This is a genomic window from Methanomicrobium antiquum, from assembly GCF_029633915.1.
GTDB classification, from domain to species: domain Archaea; phylum Halobacteriota; class Methanomicrobia; order Methanomicrobiales; family Methanomicrobiaceae; genus Methanomicrobium; species Methanomicrobium antiquum.
Map to the genome: position 1 here is coordinate 507,791 of NZ_CP091092.1, position 18,368 is coordinate 526,158.

At 39.7% G+C, this 18,368-nt stretch carries 18 protein-coding genes; all 18 read left to right on the forward strand.

Going from position 1 to position 18,368, the window contains the following annotated elements:
- Positions 1-213: 213 nt before the first annotated feature.
- The 18 genes from L1994_RS02470 to hisB all read left to right on the forward strand — a co-directional run bounded on the left by L1994_RS02470 (position 214) and on the right by hisB (position 18,028).
- Positions 214-2,505 (forward strand): PKD domain-containing protein, encoded by a 2,292-nt coding sequence (locus tag L1994_RS02470; protein ID WP_278100110.1) that lies wholly within the window; start codon positions 214-216, stop codon positions 2,503-2,505.
- Positions 2,506-2,652: 147 nt separating this feature from the next.
- A complete protein-coding gene (locus L1994_RS02475; protein ID WP_278100111.1) occupies positions 2,653-3,669 on the forward strand; it encodes an ABC transporter substrate-binding protein in 1,017 nt (338 codons plus the stop codon).
- A 336-nt stretch (positions 3,670-4,005) separates the two neighbouring features.
- Entirely contained in the window at positions 4,006-4,803 is a 798-nt protein-coding gene (locus L1994_RS02480) for an ABC transporter permease (RefSeq protein WP_278100112.1), read from the forward strand.
- Positions 4,804-5,559: an ABC transporter ATP-binding protein gene (locus L1994_RS02485; protein WP_278100113.1), complete on the forward strand. Its 756-nt coding sequence runs from the start codon at positions 4,804-4,806 to the stop codon at positions 5,557-5,559.
- 234 nt (positions 5,560-5,793) lie between these two features.
- A complete protein-coding gene (locus L1994_RS02490; protein WP_278100114.1) occupies positions 5,794-6,309 on the forward strand; it encodes a 50S ribosomal protein L16 in 516 nt (171 codons plus the stop codon).
- A 435-nt stretch (positions 6,310-6,744) separates the two neighbouring features.
- The gene (locus L1994_RS02495; protein ID WP_278100115.1) at positions 6,745-7,581 is read left to right on the forward strand and encodes a fumarate hydratase; all 837 of its coding nucleotides are present in this window, start codon (positions 6,745-6,747) and stop codon (positions 7,579-7,581) included.
- The gene (locus L1994_RS02500; RefSeq protein WP_278100116.1) at positions 7,578-8,129 is read left to right on the forward strand and encodes a FumA C-terminus/TtdB family hydratase beta subunit; all 552 of its coding nucleotides are present in this window, start codon (positions 7,578-7,580) and stop codon (positions 8,127-8,129) included. Before L1994_RS02495 ends, L1994_RS02500 begins: the two co-directional genes overlap by 4 nt.
- A gap of 256 nt (positions 8,130-8,385) precedes the next feature.
- Complete coding sequence (locus L1994_RS02505) at positions 8,386-8,658, forward strand: 4Fe-4S dicluster domain-containing protein (protein WP_278100117.1); 273 nt, start codon at positions 8,386-8,388, stop codon at positions 8,656-8,658.
- The gene (locus L1994_RS02510) at positions 8,655-9,755 is read left to right on the forward strand and encodes a 2-oxoacid:acceptor oxidoreductase subunit alpha (protein WP_278100118.1); all 1,101 of its coding nucleotides are present in this window, start codon (positions 8,655-8,657) and stop codon (positions 9,753-9,755) included. Before L1994_RS02505 ends, L1994_RS02510 begins: the two co-directional genes overlap by 4 nt.
- Before the next feature lie 35 nt (positions 9,756-9,790).
- Positions 9,791-10,549: a thiamine pyrophosphate-dependent enzyme gene (locus L1994_RS02515; protein WP_278100794.1), complete on the forward strand. Its 759-nt coding sequence runs from the start codon at positions 9,791-9,793 to the stop codon at positions 10,547-10,549.
- Positions 10,546-11,088: a 2-oxoacid:acceptor oxidoreductase family protein gene (locus L1994_RS02520; protein ID WP_278100119.1), complete on the forward strand. Its 543-nt coding sequence runs from the start codon at positions 10,546-10,548 to the stop codon at positions 11,086-11,088. The genes L1994_RS02515 and L1994_RS02520 overlap by 4 nt, the downstream gene beginning before the upstream one ends.
- Positions 11,085-12,173: a succinate--CoA ligase subunit beta gene (locus L1994_RS02525; protein WP_278100120.1), complete on the forward strand. Its 1,089-nt coding sequence runs from the start codon at positions 11,085-11,087 to the stop codon at positions 12,171-12,173. The genes L1994_RS02520 and L1994_RS02525 overlap by 4 nt, the downstream gene beginning before the upstream one ends.
- Entirely contained in the window at positions 12,170-13,036 is an 867-nt protein-coding gene (gene sucD, locus L1994_RS02530) for a succinate--CoA ligase subunit alpha (RefSeq protein ID WP_278100121.1), read from the forward strand. Before L1994_RS02525 ends, sucD begins: the two co-directional genes overlap by 4 nt.
- Before the next feature lie 23 nt (positions 13,037-13,059).
- Positions 13,060-13,866: a DNA integrity scanning protein DisA nucleotide-binding domain protein gene (locus L1994_RS02535; protein ID WP_278100122.1), complete on the forward strand. Its 807-nt coding sequence runs from the start codon at positions 13,060-13,062 to the stop codon at positions 13,864-13,866.
- 206 nt (positions 13,867-14,072) lie between these two features.
- Entirely contained in the window at positions 14,073-15,278 is a 1,206-nt protein-coding gene (locus tag L1994_RS02540) for a methionine adenosyltransferase (RefSeq protein ID WP_278100123.1), read from the forward strand.
- A 580-nt stretch (positions 15,279-15,858) separates the two neighbouring features.
- Positions 15,859-16,743, forward strand: a complete 885-nt coding sequence (hisG, locus tag L1994_RS02545; RefSeq protein ID WP_278100124.1) for an ATP phosphoribosyltransferase — start codon at positions 15,859-15,861, stop codon at positions 16,741-16,743.
- A 5-nt stretch (positions 16,744-16,748) separates the two neighbouring features.
- Positions 16,749-17,459 carry a 1-(5-phosphoribosyl)-5-[(5-phosphoribosylamino)methylideneamino]imidazole-4-carboxamide isomerase gene (gene hisA, locus L1994_RS02550; RefSeq protein WP_278100125.1) on the forward strand — a complete coding sequence of 237 codons (711 nt, stop codon included), beginning with the start codon at positions 16,749-16,751 and terminating at the stop codon, positions 17,457-17,459.
- The gene (hisB, locus tag L1994_RS02555) at positions 17,456-18,028 is read left to right on the forward strand and encodes an imidazoleglycerol-phosphate dehydratase HisB (RefSeq protein WP_278100126.1); all 573 of its coding nucleotides are present in this window, start codon (positions 17,456-17,458) and stop codon (positions 18,026-18,028) included. Before hisA ends, hisB begins: the two co-directional genes overlap by 4 nt.
- Positions 18,029-18,368: the final 340 nt, after the last annotated feature.

Consider the following 18,368-nt stretch of genomic DNA (forward strand, 5'->3'; position numbering starts at 1 on the left):
TTAACTTTTGTAAATTAATTTTTGTAAATTGATTTTTGTAAATTGTTTTTTGTAAATTGATTTATTGTGGATAAATTTTGGAATAACCAGATTTCATGTGAGATAGAAAAATCCCTGATGAAAATCAAAAATTTTATTTAAATCTGATAAAAACAAAAAAATGTGGACTCTCCGGTCAGTTTTAGATTGATATATATTTTTGTGTTTTTAGGTTTGATTTTTTTTTCAGCACCTGTTGCATCCGCTTCTGCCACATCAGATGAATATGGATGGAATTTTACTGTTATTGATACAGATGGAAATGCAGGCGGCTACTGTTCTGTTGCTTTTAGTCCGGTGACACATAATCCTGTAATAAGCTATACTGAAATTGTATCAAAAGATCTCAGGGTTGCCTGGTATGATGGCAGTCAGTGGAATATAAACAGAGATATTGCAAAAAATGCTTCATATAATGATATTTCTTTTAATTCAACAGGATATCCTGCAATAGTCTTTTATTCAGACACTCCTGAAATAACTCTGAGATTGACAGGAGCTAAAAATTTTGAATGGGAATCCTCTCAAAACTGGGATGAGAGTATAATCAATCCTAAAGTCGGGACAACAAAGCCTTCTATTGTCTATAATAATTCGGATATACCCTTTGTATCTTATTTTAATAGTGCTAATAAAATTTCGTATGCTTACAGTATAAATGAAATATGGCAGAATTTTGAAATTTCATCCAGCTCAGGAGGCTCTAAATATTCATCTATTGCTTTGAATCCTCTGACGGGATATCCTGCGATTGTTTATTTATATCCTCAATCAGATCAGAAAATTTATTATCGCGAATATGATGGTGAAAATTGGAAATCTGATAAAATAAGCTACAACTCATCCAATATCGGATTTGGCTGTTCTCTTGCTTTTAATTCAGACGGATATCCGGGAGTGAGTTATGTTAAAAATACAGGGGATCTTTATTACGCATGGCACAACGGGATTTCCTGGAATTATATTCTGGTCGATGATGTGGGCTCAGATAGTAAAGAGCGCCCTTATCCTTATACAAGTCTGGATTACAACAATTCTGACTGTCCCGGAATAAGTTATTATGACAGACGCGATGGCACTAATGGTGATCTAAAGTTTGCAACCTGTAATTTTGAAAAAGTGGGTGACCCCTCGGCCTGGGAGATAGAAAACGTATTTTTTGAGGCAGATTCAGGTTTATACAACGATTTTGGATTTGACCCTGAAACAGATCTTCCGTACATTGCCTTTTACAGGGAAGACGGCGAAAATTTAAATTACGGATCACTTTACTTTGCAATGAAGGGCAAAACGCCTGAGCCTGATTTTAATGCAATTGTATATCCGGTATCGTCAAATATGACTGTTTCTTTTTCTGATATGACTTATTCGCAGACTTTTGCAGAGAATTATCTCTGGAATTTTGGAGATAATTCTTCATATTCCGGAAAAAATCCTCCTGCACACAAATATCCATGTGCCGGAATCTATACTGTGTCGCTTAATGTCTCAAACCGGTTTGGAGAATCATATTGCGAAAAAGAGATAACAGTTCCGACATTCTCGAACATTTCTGTAAATAAAACTTCAGGAACTGCGCCTTTGCATGTAATGTTTTCAGATAAGAGTATAGGCGTTCCTGACACCTGGAATCTCTCATTTGGAGATGGAAGCTTTTATAATACATCTGATATTTTTTCAGACGATGGTATGGGAATTACACATGTCTATGAAAATCCCGGTAATTATACGGTAAGTCTTTCAACAGAAAAAAATGGTATTTTCAATGAGACTGTTTATGAAAAATTCATTGTAGCAGAGGCTTACGTGAATGAAACCGGAGGGAATGGAAATGAAGATGATGGGGATGGAGAAGATGAAACCGGAGGGAATGGAAATGAAGATGATTCATCCGAAAATAGTAATAACAATTTCAAAAGCTCAGGAAGTTACTATGGAAATGCTCCAAATAAGCTGTATAATGTAAGATGCTCGCCTTATCTTTCATCTGCCTGTAGCAGTAATCTCAAAAAAGGTGACATATTTTCATTTTATATTAATACCGGTTTCATGCGAAAATTTTCAGCCGCTTTTGGCGAGGATGTCTCAAATGTTATGTTTGAAGTTTCAAAAGTTGATTTTGCAAGGGATCTGTTCAAAGAGCCTTTGGGACCTGTTTATGGATATGGAGCAGTTCATATGTCAGGTGCGCCGGAATCATCGGTTGTTGCATTATCTGCTTCATTTGAAGTAAGCAAAAACTGGCTCTCTGATGTCAGTATGACAGAGAATGATGTTACCTTTCTTATGTATGTTTTGGAAAACAAAACCTGGGTGGAATTGCCTGTCGAATTTGAGGGTTGCGATGATGAATTCTGCTCTTATACAGTAAGAATACCAAAAATTTCATATTATGCTGTAAGCGCCCGCAAAAATACAAAGCATATGCCAAAAAATACTATGGATTTAAAGGATGTTTTGATTTAATTTGCTAATGATTTAAACAAAAATTCCTTATTGTATAAAAAATTTATTTTTTTATAACCTCAATGTATTAATTACGTTACCCAAAAAGATATTATCTTATATTCTTCCCTCTCAAAAGTTATTGTTTAATTAAAGAAGGGGAAAATGATGAAAAAAATAACTGGTCTTTTTCTGGTATTAATGCTGACAGCCGGATTTATGCTAATAGCCGGCTGTACTGAAACGCCTTCCCAGCCGGGAACGGAGAAAAAAGCTGAAATAAATTTTGGTTATCAGCCAAGTACACATCAGCTTGCATACATGACTGCAATGAAGAAAGGATGGTGGACAGAAAACCTCGCACCATATGGAATCACTGTTGATGCATCAAAGAATGAGTATTTGTTCCCCACAGGAGCACCTGAAATGCAGGCAATGCTTGGAGGAGAAATTGATGTCGCATATGTTGGTGCGGCGCCTGTATTATCCGCGATTGCAACCGGTCTTGACGCAAAAATTGTTGCGGCTGTCCAGACTCAGGGTTCAGCACTTGTTGTAAAGCCTGATATTGAATACACCGGCCCTGATTCACTTAAAGGGCATACTATTGCCACATTCCCGTCAGGAACAATTCAGGACACTGTTTTAAGAGACTGGCTTTTGTCAAACGGTATTGACCCTGAATCTGATGTGGATATAAGGCCGATGGGGCCTGGCGATGCAGTCACAGCAATCACTGCCGGACAGATTGATGCAGTATTTTTACCTGCACCTTCGCCCACAATCATAAAAGAGGACGGTTATGGGAAAATTGTTCTTAATTCAGGAGAAATGAGTCCAAATCATCCCTGCTGTGTCCTTGTAGTCAGCGGAAAACTTATCCGTGAAAATCCAGATGCAGTAACAGAAATTGTAAGAACACAGATAAAGGCTTCTGAATATAACCTTGAGCATACTGATGAAGCAGCACAGATATATTCGGATTACACCAAGAATACAAAAGAAGTTGCGGCAAAGTCCTTTGAAAACTGGGACGGAGAATGGGTTTCAGATCCAAATCTCATTGTAGATGGCGTTCTTTCATATGTAAAATCGCAAAACGAACTTGGATATATCGAGAAAAATCTCACTGCCGATGATATCTTCGATTTATCATTCTACGAAAAAGCAACTGCAACTGCTTAAAAAAAGCTCGAAAAATTAAAAACCAAAACTTCTTTTTTTTATAAAAATATGAATTAGAACAAATATATGAATCAAACAAAAAAATATGAATTAGAACAAATACATGAATCAAACAAAAAAATTGAATTAGAACAAATATATGAATCAAACAAAAAATTGAATTAAAACAAATATATGAATTAAACCAAAGTTTATTCTGATTAAATATCTGGAAAAACCAAAAGAATTTTGGGTATTAAATGTGGCAAAAAAAATCTTTAAAAAAGTGGGAGATTATTTTTTCAATTGCCATAATTATATCATAAATTGAGTTTACTTTTCATAAGGACAGAAAATATGGCTTCTAAAAAAAAGGACTATACAAAAAAAATATTATTTCCTGCCGCAACTCTGATAGGTTTTCTTTTAATATGGCAGCTTATAGCTGAATATTATGTTGGAAATCCCTTTCTTTTACCAAGTTTTACTGATATAGTTTCGGCATTCTGGAATATGGCATTTGGTCCTAAGGGCACTCTTCTAAAGGACCTTGAGTACAGTCTTTTGCATTTTGCAATAGGGATGTGTGCCGCAATAGCTGTCGGAATTCCGGTTGGAATTGCTATGGGCTGGTTTAAAGAGGCTGATATGGCATTAAATCCTTTAATTGAGCTTTTCAGACCAATACCTCCACTTGCATGGATTCCATTTGCAATCATCTGGTTTGGACTCACCAATGCCGCCGCCGGATTTATAATTTTTATCGGAGCGGTATTTCCGATTCTTGTAAATACATATACCGGATTTAAGGGAGTTCCAAAGGTTTTTATTGAAGCCGGAATGGTGCTTGGATGTACAAGCAGTTTGAGTCTTATAAGGAGGGTTGCCTTTCCTTCAGCTATTCCTTCGATAACTTCCGGAATCAGAATTTCAATGGGTGTTGGCTGGATGTGTCTTGTTGGTGCAGAAATATTTGGCGCAGGCAGTGGTAAATACGGTCTTGGGAAAAACCTGTGGACTTATTATAATCTTCACCAGATGCCAAACGTTGTTGTTTACATGGTGATTCTTGGACTAATAGGACTCCTGATAGATCTCGTGTTTAGACGTTATGTGAACAGACAGATGCTGAAATGGCAGGATGAGGAGCTTTAAATGTCACTTTTATCAATAGAAAATCTCAAAAAAGTCTTCTCGGAGGGAGAGGAAGATGAAGTTGTTGCACTTGACAATATAAACCTTGCAATTGAGGATGAAGAGTTTATCTGCCTTGTAGGGCCGTCCGGGTGCGGAAAGACAACACTTTTAAGAATTATTGCAGGTCTTGACACTCCGACATCAGGTCAGGCGCTTTTGGTGGATAAAGCAATTGAAGGGCCTGATCCTGAACGTGGAATGGTCTTTCAGGAGTACTCTCTTTTTCCATGGCTCAGTGTCATTGACAATATCGCATTCGGACTTGAGATGAAGGGGGTTTCAAAACCAGAGAGGATGCAGACGGCAGGAAAATATCTTGAGCTTGTAGGTCTGTCACAGTTTTCAAACTCATATCCACATGAACTGTCCGGAGGAATGCGCCAGCGTGTTGCTATTGCACGTGCACTGGCAAATGATCCCAAACTTTTACTAATGGACGAACCTTTTGGAGCACTAGATGCGCAGACAAGAAATATGATGCAAAGAGAGCTTCTTGAAATCTGGCACAGAGCTAAAAAAACAATCATCTTTATCACTCACAGTGTTGATGAGGCTGTATTTTTGGCTGACAGAATTATTGTCATGTCTCCGCGCCCCGGGAAAATAAGAGATGTTGTTGAGATTAATATTCCAAGGTGCAGGGAGAGAACTTCTCCTGAGTTTGCAGATCTTCGAAAATATGTTCTTTCCCTGATGGGAGAGGGAACTAAATAAAAAAATAAGGAAAAATACTTAATTTTTTACATGAAAGTTATTTCGGAAACTTACATGAAACCGGTGCATGAAATATAATTTCATGGACGTTTTTTTAAAAAAAAGTTCATCAAAAAAATATTTCATGCATTTTTTTTGTAAATCACAACCGGTTTTCATGAAAAATATAGTTAGGTTTATTAGGATTTATCCCCATTTTTTATAGCACATTAGATAGCGAGGAGTTTATAAAAAATGGTTCGAAAACCCGCAAAAATGTATAGGGCGCTTGCGAAGAAGGCTTACACCAGACGCGAATATATGGGTGGTGTGCCCGGCTCCAAGATTGTCCAGTTTGATATGGGAAATACAAAACAGGTTTTTCCTGTTGAAATAACAATTCAGGCCGATGAGGCATGTCAGATTCAGCACAAGGCTCTTGAAGCGGCACGTATGTCTGTAAACAGGAAACTTCAAAAGGAGATTGGAAGAATGAACTATCACTTCAAGCTCCGCACATTCCCTCACCAGGTTCTGCGCGAGAACAAGCAGGCTACCGGTGCAGGTGCAGACCGTGTTTCAGAAGGTATGAGGATGGCTTTTGGAAAGGCAGTAGGAACTGCGGCACGTGTTGAAGAGCGCCAGAAGATTTTCACAGTATATACTACTGGAGAATATGCTGAAAAGGCAAAGAAAGCCTTGAAAACTGCAGGATACAAACTCCCTACGCCAACACGTATTACAGTAACTGTAAAAAACGTTCAGGCATGAAAATATCCCAAATCAAATTTTTAACTGAATAATTTATTATTCAATATTTGTAAAGGCGGTTTTTCAGCCTGATTTTTTTTTTTGGGCTGTTTCTTTTCTTAAATTTACATGAAAGTTACTTCGTAACTTACATGAAACCGGTGCATGATATATAATTTCATGGACGTTTTTATGGGAAATGCTTTCTGCAGTTTAATTCAGTATGGAAATTTGATTATTTAATTTTTTATTTTAATTCTAATTTCGATTTTTAATTTTAATTTTTAATTTTCATTTTTTTTTCTTTCTGATGTTTTTTGATATTGTTTTATGTTTTTTGATATTTTTTGGTTTTTTTCTGCAGTTGTTTTTAGTTTTTCTCTGATTCAGGCGCATGTTTAAGAAATATTGTGTAAATAAATAAATAACTCAAAAATTCGCCGGTATGATGATAAAATGCTAAAATTAAGGATTTCAAAAGCCACAGAAAAAGCAGTCCGTGAAGCTGAAATACATCTTCCTGATGATTTTAAGCTTGCACTTGAAAAAACGATAAAAAAAGAGACAAATCCGGTTGCAAAGGCAGAATATGAAAATATACTGGAGAATTTAAAACAGGCTGAGAGTCTTTGCGCTCCAATCTGTCAGGACACCGGTCTTCACATATTTTTTGTAAATCTCCCGCCGGAAATTCCTCTGTCTTTTGACATTTATGAAGGAATCTATGAAGGTGTCAGGCAGGCAACAGAAAAAATACCTCTTCGTCCAAACGCTGTTGACCCGATAACAAGAAAAAACTCCGGTGATAATACAGGAACGGGCACACCTGCGATTCACATAATTCCAGGAGAGGCGGGAAGTGCATTTACAATAACAGCCATTCCTAAGGGCGGCGGAAGTGAGAATATGTCTCGGCTTTGTATGCTTCTTCCGTCTGAAGTCTCAAAAATAAAAAGTTTTGTTGTCGAAACAATGCTTATTGCCGGAGGAAGACCATGTCCTCCGGTAGTTTTGGGGGTTGGTATCGGAAGCACATTTGATGGTGTTGCGGCGCTTGCAAAAGAAGCCCTGCTTGAGCCTGTTGACGTGATGGATGAATTTGAGCAGGAAATATGCGACAGTGTAAATGAACTTGGCATAGGGCCTATGGGCCTTGGCGGCGACACAACCTGTATTGCAGTTAAGGTAAAACGCGGCCACTGCCACACGGCATCACTTCCTGTTGCAGTAAATGTCCAGTGCTGGGTTAACAGACGTGCTACTGTTGAGGTTGACATGGAGGGATTATTTTGATTAAAACTCCGGTTTGTCTTAAAACACCTCTTGGAGATGAAGTGCTTGAGCTTTGTGCAGGTGACAGGGTATATCTTTCAGGAACAATTTATACTGCCCGTGATGAAGCGCATCTTGAGATGCAAAAATCAGGTATTCCTTTCAATCCCAAAGGTGCTGTCATATATCACTGCGGGCCGGTTATAAAAGATGGAAAGGTGGTTGCCGCAGGTCCGACAACGTCTGCAAGGCTCAGCAACCTATGTGGTTTTTTAATCGATGCCGGTGTAAAAGCCTTTATTGGAAAAGGCGGTATGGGTGAAAATGTAACTGAAATGCTCCATAAAAATGGGGTATATCTTGCCTATACCGGCGGATGTGCGGCGCTTGCGGCATCGAGGATGAGTTTAAAAGGCGTTTTTTATGAAGAACTTGGAATGGCAGAAGCAGTCTGGGAGATAGAAGTAAACCAACTTCCCTTAACTGTTGCAATCGACTCAAAAGGAAATGATCTCTACAGGGAAGTTTCTGACAGGGCTTTTGAAATGTTTAAAAAACAGCAGTTCTGAGGACCATTCTGCACTTTAAATAATTCTTTTAGGAGACTGATGCATTTTTTTTAAGATACAGAAAGAGATTTTATAAGATACAGGAACAGATCTTTCAAATTTAAGAAATGATTGGGTTTTTAAACTTCTAAATAAACCCCTGGAAATTTGTAATTGGTTTTCAAAACTGCTTTCTCTTAGTCTTAAAAGAAGATATTTAGTAACATTGGCGCGCAATAATAATATCAGATAATTTTAAAAAAACGGGTCGTAATTCATGAAACTAATTATTGATGAGAGTCGCTGTAAAGGATGCAATCTCTGTACACTTGTCTGCCCATATAATATATTTCAGGAAGGATCAGAATTAAACAGCAAAGGAATTGTTGTTCCTTCCCTTGACAGACCCGGCAGGTGTACAAACTGCAGGCTTTCCAAATTATATCAGAGGCGTTTGTGTGGCGTATGCCAGTTAATCTGCCCTGATCAGGCTATTCACTGGGTTGAGGAAGAGCCTTATGAACCTCTTGGAGTGGTGATAGAGTTTTGAGCAGAATAGAATTTATGCAGGGAAATATTGCCTGTGCCGAGGGTGCACTCGCGGCAGGATGCACATTTTTTGGCGGATATCCGATTACACCCTCAACCGAGGTTGCAGAGCATATGGCAAAAGAGATGCCCGGGCTTGGCAGGACTTTTATTCAGATGGAAGATGAGATAGCAAGCATCTCCTCTTTGATTGGTGCATCCTGGACAGGTGCAAAGACAATGACTGCAACCAGCGGACCCGGATTTTCGCTGATGATGGAAAATATTGGTTATGCAGTAATGACTGAAACACCGCTTGTTATTGTAAATATCCAGAGGGGCGGGCCTTCGACAGGACAGCCTACAATGTCTGCACAGGGGGATATGATGCAGTGCAGGTTTGGATCACACGGTGACTTTTCGATAATTGCTCTTACTCCCTCAACTGTTCAGGAGATGTATGAACTAACAGTAAAGGCTTTTAATCTTTCAGAAAGGTTCAGATGTCCTGTATTTGTAATGTCTGATGAGACAATCGGACATATGCGTGAGAGAGTTATAATCCCGGACAGTGTTGAGACTGAATACAGAAAGCCGCCAGAGATAGGAAAACTTCCCTTTGAAGCTGATTCAACTCTTATTCCGGGATTTCCGGTATTCGGACAGGGTCATCGTGTGCATGTAACAGGTCTGACTCATAATGAAAAGGGCTATCCTGATACCAATGATCATGAAACACATGAAAAACTTGTAAAAAGGCTTGTTTGGAAGGTTGAGTCAAAGCGTCATGAGATAGCAGATTATGATATTGAAAATACCTCATCTGAGATTGTATTTTTAACATACGGTCCTGCAACAAGGACTGTAAGGCAGATTATAAAAGACAGGCCTGACTTAAACATCGGCCACATAAACCTCCGCATTGTCTGGCCTTTCCCTGAAGAAGTTCTCTCAAAGTTTAAATCCGCAAAAGTATTCATTATTCCTGAAATGAATCTTGGGCAGATTGCAAGGGAAGTCGGGCGGCATACAAATGTTCCAATACACTCACTTCCAAAAATCGGCGGAGAAATGCACAATCCAAAAGAGCTTATTCATGCAGTGGAGGAATACCTGTGAGTCCTTCTGTTGAGGAATGGTACAGACAGGACCGCATGCCGCATATATTCTGCACAGGATGCGGCAACGGGACAGTTATAAACTGTACGCTAAACGCTGTTGTAGAAATGGGATGGGAGATTGACGATACAATCTTCATCTCCGGAATTGGCTGTTCATCCCGTGCACCGGGATATGTCGCGACAGATTCACTTCATACCACACATGGTCGTGCGCTTGCGTTTGCAACCGGCGTTAAGATGGCAAAGCCTGATTTTAATGTTGTTGTATTCACAGGAGATGGTGATCTCTCAGCAATTGGCGGAAATCACTTTATCCATGCATGCAGGAGAAACATCGATATTACTGTTGTTTGCATGAACAACATGATTTATGGAATGACCGGAGGGCAGGGAAGTCCGTGCACTCCTTCAGGCGCATTTTCGACAACAACACCCTATGGAGCAAGCGAGCCTGTTTTTGACCTGGCCGAACTTGCAGTCGCCGCAGGTGCAAATTATGTTGCCCGCTGGACTACATACCATGTAAAAGAGCTTACAAAGGCAATTAAAGCAGGAATGGAGACTCCCGGTCTTTCATTTATTGAATCGGTAACACAGTGCCCGACTTCTTTTGGCAGAAGGAATAAGCAAAGACAGCCTTCTGATATGATAGATCATATGAAGACGCATACAATACTTCTTTCAAAGAAAAAAAGGCTTGAAGAAGCAGGTCAGAAAGTACCTGATGATTATTTTGCCGTTGGGGAGTTTGCACGCCGTAATCGTCCTGTAATGGGGGTTAAAAATAAATGAGGCATGAAGTTTTGTTCTCAGGATTTGGAGGTCAGGGAATTATTCTTTCTGCTGTTGTTCTGGGTCGTGCCGCCGCTATTTATGACAAAAAATATGCTGTTCAGACTCAGGTTTACGGCCCTGAGGCAAGAGGCGGTGCCTCAATGTCTGCTGTTGTGATAGATGACGAGGAGATTTTATACCCTGAGGTATCTGAGCCTGACATTTATGTCATTATGTCACAGCAGGGTTATGAGAAATACGGGCTGGATGCATCAGATGAATCTTTTATGATTCTTGATTCAGCTCTTGTTTTTTCGCGTCCGGAATGCAGGAATCTGCCTGTTTCTGCAACAGAAGAGGCAAAAAGGCTCACCGGACGTGCAATTGTTGCAAATATAATAATGCTTGGAGCACTTGTCAGTGCTACCGGCGTTGTAACAAAAGATGCAATAGAAAAGGCAGTTTTAGACAGCGTTCCCAAAGGAACGGAAGAATTGAATTTAAAAGCCCTTAATGCCGGTTTTGAACTTGGGATGAAAGGAGGAAGTCAGAGTTGAAGCTTTTGGAGTTTGAAGCAAAGGAAATTTTTAAAAAATCCAAAATACCTGTTGGTAAAGGGTTTGTAATAAAAAGTCCGGATGAACTGGACGCCGGTATGGGAGAAATGGGCGATGGCGTTGTGCTAAAAGCCCAGGTTGATGTCGGCGGCCGTGGAAAAGCAGGCGGAGTCATAATAACTGACGCAGAATCTGCAAAAGAGAATGCAAAAATTCTCTTTTCCAGAAAAATAAAAGGAATTTCAGTTGACAAAATCCTTGTCGAGGAAAAGCTTGCAATTGAGAATGAATATTATGTAAGCATAACTCTTGACAGGGCAAAAAAGATGCCTGTAATTTTGTTTTCCGCAACAGGCGGTGTCGATATAGAAGAGACTGCAAAAAACAATCCCGATGCTCTTCAAAAAGTATGGATTACGCCTCTTTTACATGATATTCCCTCCTTTATGATGAGACGTCTTTTAAATGGTGCTCCAAAGGAATTAGGGCCTGTTATCAACTCGCTTTATCGTGTTTACTGTGAGTCTGACGCAATGCTTGCCGAAATCAACCCTCTTGTAACCACAAAAAAAGGAGTCTATGCCGCAGATGCAAAGCTGATAATAGATGATAATGCTTTGTACAGGCAGGGAATAGAGGTAAACCGCGATTTAACAGATCGCGAAAAAAGAGCTGAGAAGTTTGGATTTTCATATGTTGAGCTTAATGGATCGATAGGTGTTGTTGGAAACGGTGCAGGGCTTACTATGTCAACACTTGATTTGATCAGCGTTTACGGAGGAAAAGCGGCAAATTTTCTGGATGTCGGTGGTGGCGCAGGAGAAGACAGAGTCTGCAATGCTGTAAAACTTGTATCTGAGATGCCCGGAGTCAGTGTTATAATTGTAAATCTTCTTGGCGGAATCACAAGATGTGATGAGGTTGCACGGGGAATTGTAAAGGCAAATATTCCACAGAAGGTTGTTGTAAGGCTTGCCGGCACAAACGAGGGAGAAGGAAGAGAAATTTTAAAACAACACGGCTACATGATGCTCGATACAATGGATGAGGTTGTTAAGTATGCAGTTTCGGAGGCAGGACTATGATTTACGGCGATAAAAAAACAAAGGTCATAGTCCAGGGTGCAACCGGAAATCAGGGTGCATTTCACATTGACCTGATGAATCGGTATGCAGAAGAGGTTGGAGGATTTGGAGTTGTTGCCGGAGTAACGCCCGGCAAGGGCGGCCAGGAAGTCCATGGTGTTCCTGTTTACAATTCTGTAAGAGAAGCACTTCTCGAACATGATGCATCTACAAGTGTTCTTTTTGTTCCGGGTGGTGCCGCGGGAGACTCTATAATGGAGGCGGCATACAACGGGCTTGAACTTGTTGTTGCAATTACAGAACACATCCCTGTTCATGACGCGATGAAGGCGATATCCTATGCACAGCTTGAAGGGTGCAGTGTGATAGGGCCAAACTGTCCCGGAACACTATCTCCGGGAGAGCTTAAGCTTGGAATAATGCCTGTAAACCTTTCAGTTCCGGGAAATGTAGGGATAATCTCAAGGAGCGGAACGCTTACCTATGAAGTTGTAAATGAGCTTACCCGTTCTGGAATCGGCCAGAGTACGGTTGTCGGAATTGGAGGTGATCCTGTAATCGGTCAGACTTTTGTTGATGTTTTAGAAAGGTTTGAAAAAGATTCTCAGACAAAGGCAGTTGTTTTGATAGGTGAAGTGGGCGGGAATTTAGAAGAAGAAGGAGCATCGTTTACCAATCTTCCAATTGTAACTTATGTTGCAGGAGTTTCAGCCCCGCCTGAGAAGCGTATGGGTCATGCCGGTGCAATTGTTGCCGGAGGCGAAGGTGATGCAGGCTCAAAGATAAGACGTCTTGAGTCTATGGGTATCACTGTTGCAGAAAAACCCTCTGATATTCCTCATTTGATAGGAGAAATGCTTTAAACAAAAAGCGAGATGTTATTCCAATGGTATCTGCCGATTCACTGATGATGCTTCACAAAGCCCGCGAGCTTGCAGAAAATATAGGAGCAAGAGCTATAGTCTCATTCATAAAACCGATATCTTTTGAATCGGAGATACCCGTTATCTGGGTGGAGGACCTTCAGCTTGATGTCTTAAAAGATCTGACAATGCACGATATTTTGGAGATATCTGAAAAACACCTGCATGACGCAGCTGTTCAGATATATCTTAGCAAAAATTTTGAGGAAGGTCAGGTTGTTGGAGTATTTCCATATGCAATCTTAATTTATGATATAAAAGAAGGTCCGGGTTTTATTAATGTCCGTGACTATGACGGGATTGCAAACCGTGATGTTGTATCAGCGGTGCTTAGGCTTGCACTTGATATTGCAGTTGAGGGAAGAGAAGGAAGAAAGATAGGTACAGCTTTTATCATCGGCAATTCTGATGACATTATGAAAAACTCTCATCAGGCAATTATCAATCCGTACAAAGGCCAGCATCCTGATGACTGCGATATAAAAAACGAGCATAACTGGGAGAGTGTAAAAGAGTTTGCACAGCTTGACGGTGTTTTTGTAGTTGACAATGAAGGAAGGATAGCCGCTGCAGGAAGGTACCTGAATATAAATACAGGTTTAATCACGCTTCCCGGCGGAATGGGTGGAAGGCATCTTGCGGCGGCGGCGATAACACTTGATCTGCCTGTAATTGGTATAACAGTCTCTGAGTCAGGCGGAATTGTAAGAATTTTCCGTGACGGAAAGGTTGTTCAGACAATTCGTTCTGATGTCAGAGTCAGGCGATAAAAAATCACAATTAATTTTTCAGTCTTATATTTTTTCAGACTTAATTTGGCTTTGCCAGCATCTGCGCGCCTGATTTTACAAACTTATATTTTTGTTTTGTATAAGGACATATTTTTTTATTTTCTGTATATGTTTCGTGATAGTAATTTATTATGGGATAAAATACTACTACTAATAATAAATTATTCCCGGAGAATGAATTATCAATGCCAAGAAATATTGCAGTAGAAAAGCTATTACAGACACCTATTGAAAAGCAGAGGACTGAAATTGTTGAAAGAAAGTGTGTCGGCCACCCTGACAGTCTTGCAGACGGAATTGCAGAGTCTGTTTCAAGAGCCCTTTCAAAGGCATATCTTGAAGAATGTGATGCCGTTCTTCACCACAATACAGATCAGGGTGAGATTGTTGCTGGCGAATCAATGCCTAAGTTTGGCGGCGGAAAGGTAACAAGGCCAATTTATGTTCTTTTAACAGGAAGAGCAACAAAAACGTTTGACAATGTCACAATTCCAACAGACTCTATTGCAGTTGAAGCTGCAAGAAAGTACTTAAAAGAGACACTTCAGTTCCTGAATATGGACAGCGATGTTATTGTTGACTGCAGAATGGGTGTTGGATCATCTGATCTTCGTGATGTCTTTAAGGCATGTGGAAATAACACGCTTCCACACGCAAACGACACTTCATTTGGTATAGGACATGCACCTTTTAGCGATCTTGAAAGTATTATTCTTGGCGTTAGCAGTCATATTGACGAGACAGTCAGGCCAAAACATCCTGTTATCGGGACAGATATTAAGATAATGGGTCTTCGTAGTGATGATGATATATCACTCACACTCTGTGTTCCTATGGTGGATCGTTTCTGCTCTGATATGAGCGATTATGTAGAGGCAGTTGAGTTTATAAAAGAGGATGTCTCAAAGTTTGCATCTTCCAAAACCAGCAGAAAAGTAAACGTTTTTGTAAATACAGGAGATCGTGTCTCTGAAAACAGTGTCTTTTTAACAGTTACAGGGACTTCTGCCGAGATGGGTGATGACGGCAGTGTCGGTCGTGGAAACCGTTGTAATGGTCTGATTACACCACAGCGTCCGATGAGTATGGAGGCAACATCCGGTAAAAACCCGATTAATCATATTGGGAAGATATACAATCTCCTTGCAACTGATATTGCGACAAAGTGTGTCAATGAAGTTGACGGCATAGAAGATTTATACGTCCGTCTTTTATCACAGATAGGAAAGCCCATTGATCAGCCTTTTGTTGCAAGTGCACAGTTTATATCAGACGGCACCTGTGATGACGCAAAAATAGAAAAAGAGATAAACGCATTACTCGACGATTCACTTGAAAACATCAGTGAAATAACCCGGAGAGTCATTCGTGGCGAATTAAAAACTTTCTGATTCAATAGGTTATTCAGGCTTTGAAGGTTGTCTGATAAAAAAAATTGCGTTCATGAAATTAATTTCATGGATGTTTTTATTACAACAGACAGATTTTACTTCAAAATTATATTTTATAATTTATAGTTCATGATTTTACTTGATTTAATTTGATGTAAATTCATGATTGAACATTTCTTCATTGCTTTTAAGACAAAAATTGTGTAAATAAAAATGCGTAAATAAAATTGTGTAAATAAGCTTCATTTTAAATCGCACACTAAGTCTAAGGGTTATTAATGTTTATTATAGTCCTGTGGTTTTCTTTTCAAATAAACCTCTGATACACTTATTTTTAGAATTCTTCCAGAACCTGTTACAAAACATTTACAGAACATTTACAAAACATTTACAGAACTTTTGGTAAATTCTAAAAAAATTAACGCTAAAATAAATTACTCTGAAAATAATTGCCTAAAAATAATTCACCTCCTAATAAATTACTCTGAAAACAATTACTCTAAAAAAATACTAAAAAAAATACAACCAAAAAAAATAACAAATGTCTTTTTAATGTAATACAAAATACTCTTTAGATTAAATGAGTCCGAATACAAAAGTCCGTAATGTCTTAAGGCTTGCAATACCAAACAAAGGCCGGATTGCCGATCCGATAATAGAACTTGTTGAGGCGGGAGGCTTAAAGCTTGAGAACAGCAGGACAAGAAAACTTATTACAAAAACATCTGATTCAGAGATAGAGGTTCTTTTTGCAAGGCCGATTGACATTCCTGAATATGTTGCAAACGGTGCGGCAGATATAGGCATAACAGGGCGTGACATGGTCCTGGAGCGTGGTTCTGATGTGGAAGAAATTTTAGATCTTAAGTCCGGAAATGCAAGGCTTGTTCTGGCAGTCCCTGAGGATTCAGGAATAAAGAGTGCAAGTGACTTAAACGGACTTCGGGTTGCAACCGAATTTCCGGGCATTTGTGAGAAGTATTTTAATGAGCAGAATATTTCAGTATCACTTGTTCCTGTCGGCGGGGCTTGCGAGGCCGCACCATATCTTGGAATAGCAGATGCTGTGGTAGATCTTACAAGTTCAGGAACGACTCTTGCAACCAATAATTTAATAATTATTGACGAAATTCTCAATTCAACAACAATTCTGATAGGAAATAAAAATTCAAAAGTTAAATTCTCTGAAAAAATTGAGGAGTTCTGCACAGCAATTGACAGCGTAATCCGTGCACGCGGCCAGCGTTATCTCATGATGAATGTCGAACGAAAATGCCTTGACAGAGTAAGAGATGTTCTTCCGGGGCTTTCAGGTCCGACTGTAATGGATGTTGTATCATCAGACAATATGGTTGCTGTACATGCGGTTGTATCAGAGGATCATCTCTATTCCTTAGTCAGCACTTTAAAGCGTGCAGGTGCAAAAGACATACTTGTAGTGCCTATTGAAAGGATGATAAGGTAAGGCATATGAGAGTTTTTCCGGCAGTTGATATCCTTGACGGCAGATGCGTTCAGCTCGTGCAGGGAAAACGTGAAAATAAAACGGAATACGGAAGTCCGCTTGACAATGCAAAAAGATGGATAGATGAAGGTGCAGATGCACTTCATGTCATAAACCTTGACGGGGCATTTGAAGGCAGTCTGAAAAATGCAGGTCTGATAAAAGAGCTTATTTTGGAGACCGGCGTTTTTGTTCAGCTTGGCGGAGGAATCCGAAGTGTTGAGGATGCCGCAGGCTGGCTTGATGCCGGAGTTGACAGGGTTATTCTTGGAACACTTGCAATAGAAGAGCCGGAATCTGTTAAATTTTTATCAGAGGAATATGGACGTGAGGCAATAGTTGCCGGCGTTGATGCAAAGGCTGGCCAGGTTGTTGTAAGAGGTTGGGAGAAGTCTGCCGGCGATTATATCGAATGGGCCAAAAAATTTGAGATGCTTGGTGCAGGTTCACTTCTTTTTACAAACGTTGATGTAGAGGGTCTTCAGAGAGGAATCAGTATTGATCCTGTAAAAAGACTGGTTGAGAGTACGTCTATTTCTGTGATTGCCGCAGGAGGCATTTCAAGCCCTTCAGATGTCGCAACACTAAAGAACACAGGTGTTGATGGTATAGTGTTGGGATCAGCGCTTTACAGCGGGAGAATAGCCCTTAAGGATGCACTGGAGATTTGTATATGAGAAGTTGTGAGATTACAAGAGATACAAAAGAGACTGCAGTTAAGCTGAGCATATCACTTGACGGCACAGGTATTGTTGAAGCTGATACAGGCATTCCATTTTTTGATCATATGCTTTCAGCTTTCGGGCGTCATGGCGGATTTGATCTGAAAGTAAATGTGAAAGGCGATCTTTTAGTGGATTATCACCACACAATAGAGGATGTCGGAATAGTTCTTGGGCAGGCGGTTTTGGAAGCTCTTGGGGATATGAAGGGAATTGAGAGGTTTGCACACATTGCCGTTCCAATGGACGAGGCAATTTCGTATGTAACATTGGATATCAGCAAAAGGCCTTATCTTGTAATGAACGGTGAATTTTTAGGAGGGCTTCCTTTCCCTGACACTCTTGTAGAGCACTTTTTCTATAGCTTTTGCACCAATGCCAAAATAACTGCTCACCTGTCATTTTCAGGAAGAGACTCACATCACATGTGTGAGGCGCTTTTTAAGGCATTTGGAGTTGCTTTAAAGACTGCGTCAAGGGTTGATTCAAACAAAGGCATCCCAAGTACAAAAGGCGTTTTGTAAGACGGGAATTTTGTAAGAAAGGTATTTTGTGAGAAAGCTACTTTGTGAGGCATTAAATATGCAGTCCGCAGGCACTTGCAGAAAGCAAAAAAAGCCTTAATAACCTCAAAATTCTCAAAATCCTCAAAAACCAATTTAATAATTTAGGTTTTCCAAATTACAGGTTTAGCTTAGTAAAGATTTAGCTTAGTAAAGATTTAGCTCAGTAAAGATTTCAAAATTGAAATTTCAAAGAGAAGTGTTGTAAAAAGAAGCGAAAATTACACACAGAAAAACGATTTTTATGTAAATCCAACCTGATAAAATATCTGAAAAAATTCCTTTTTTAAAAGATTCTGGC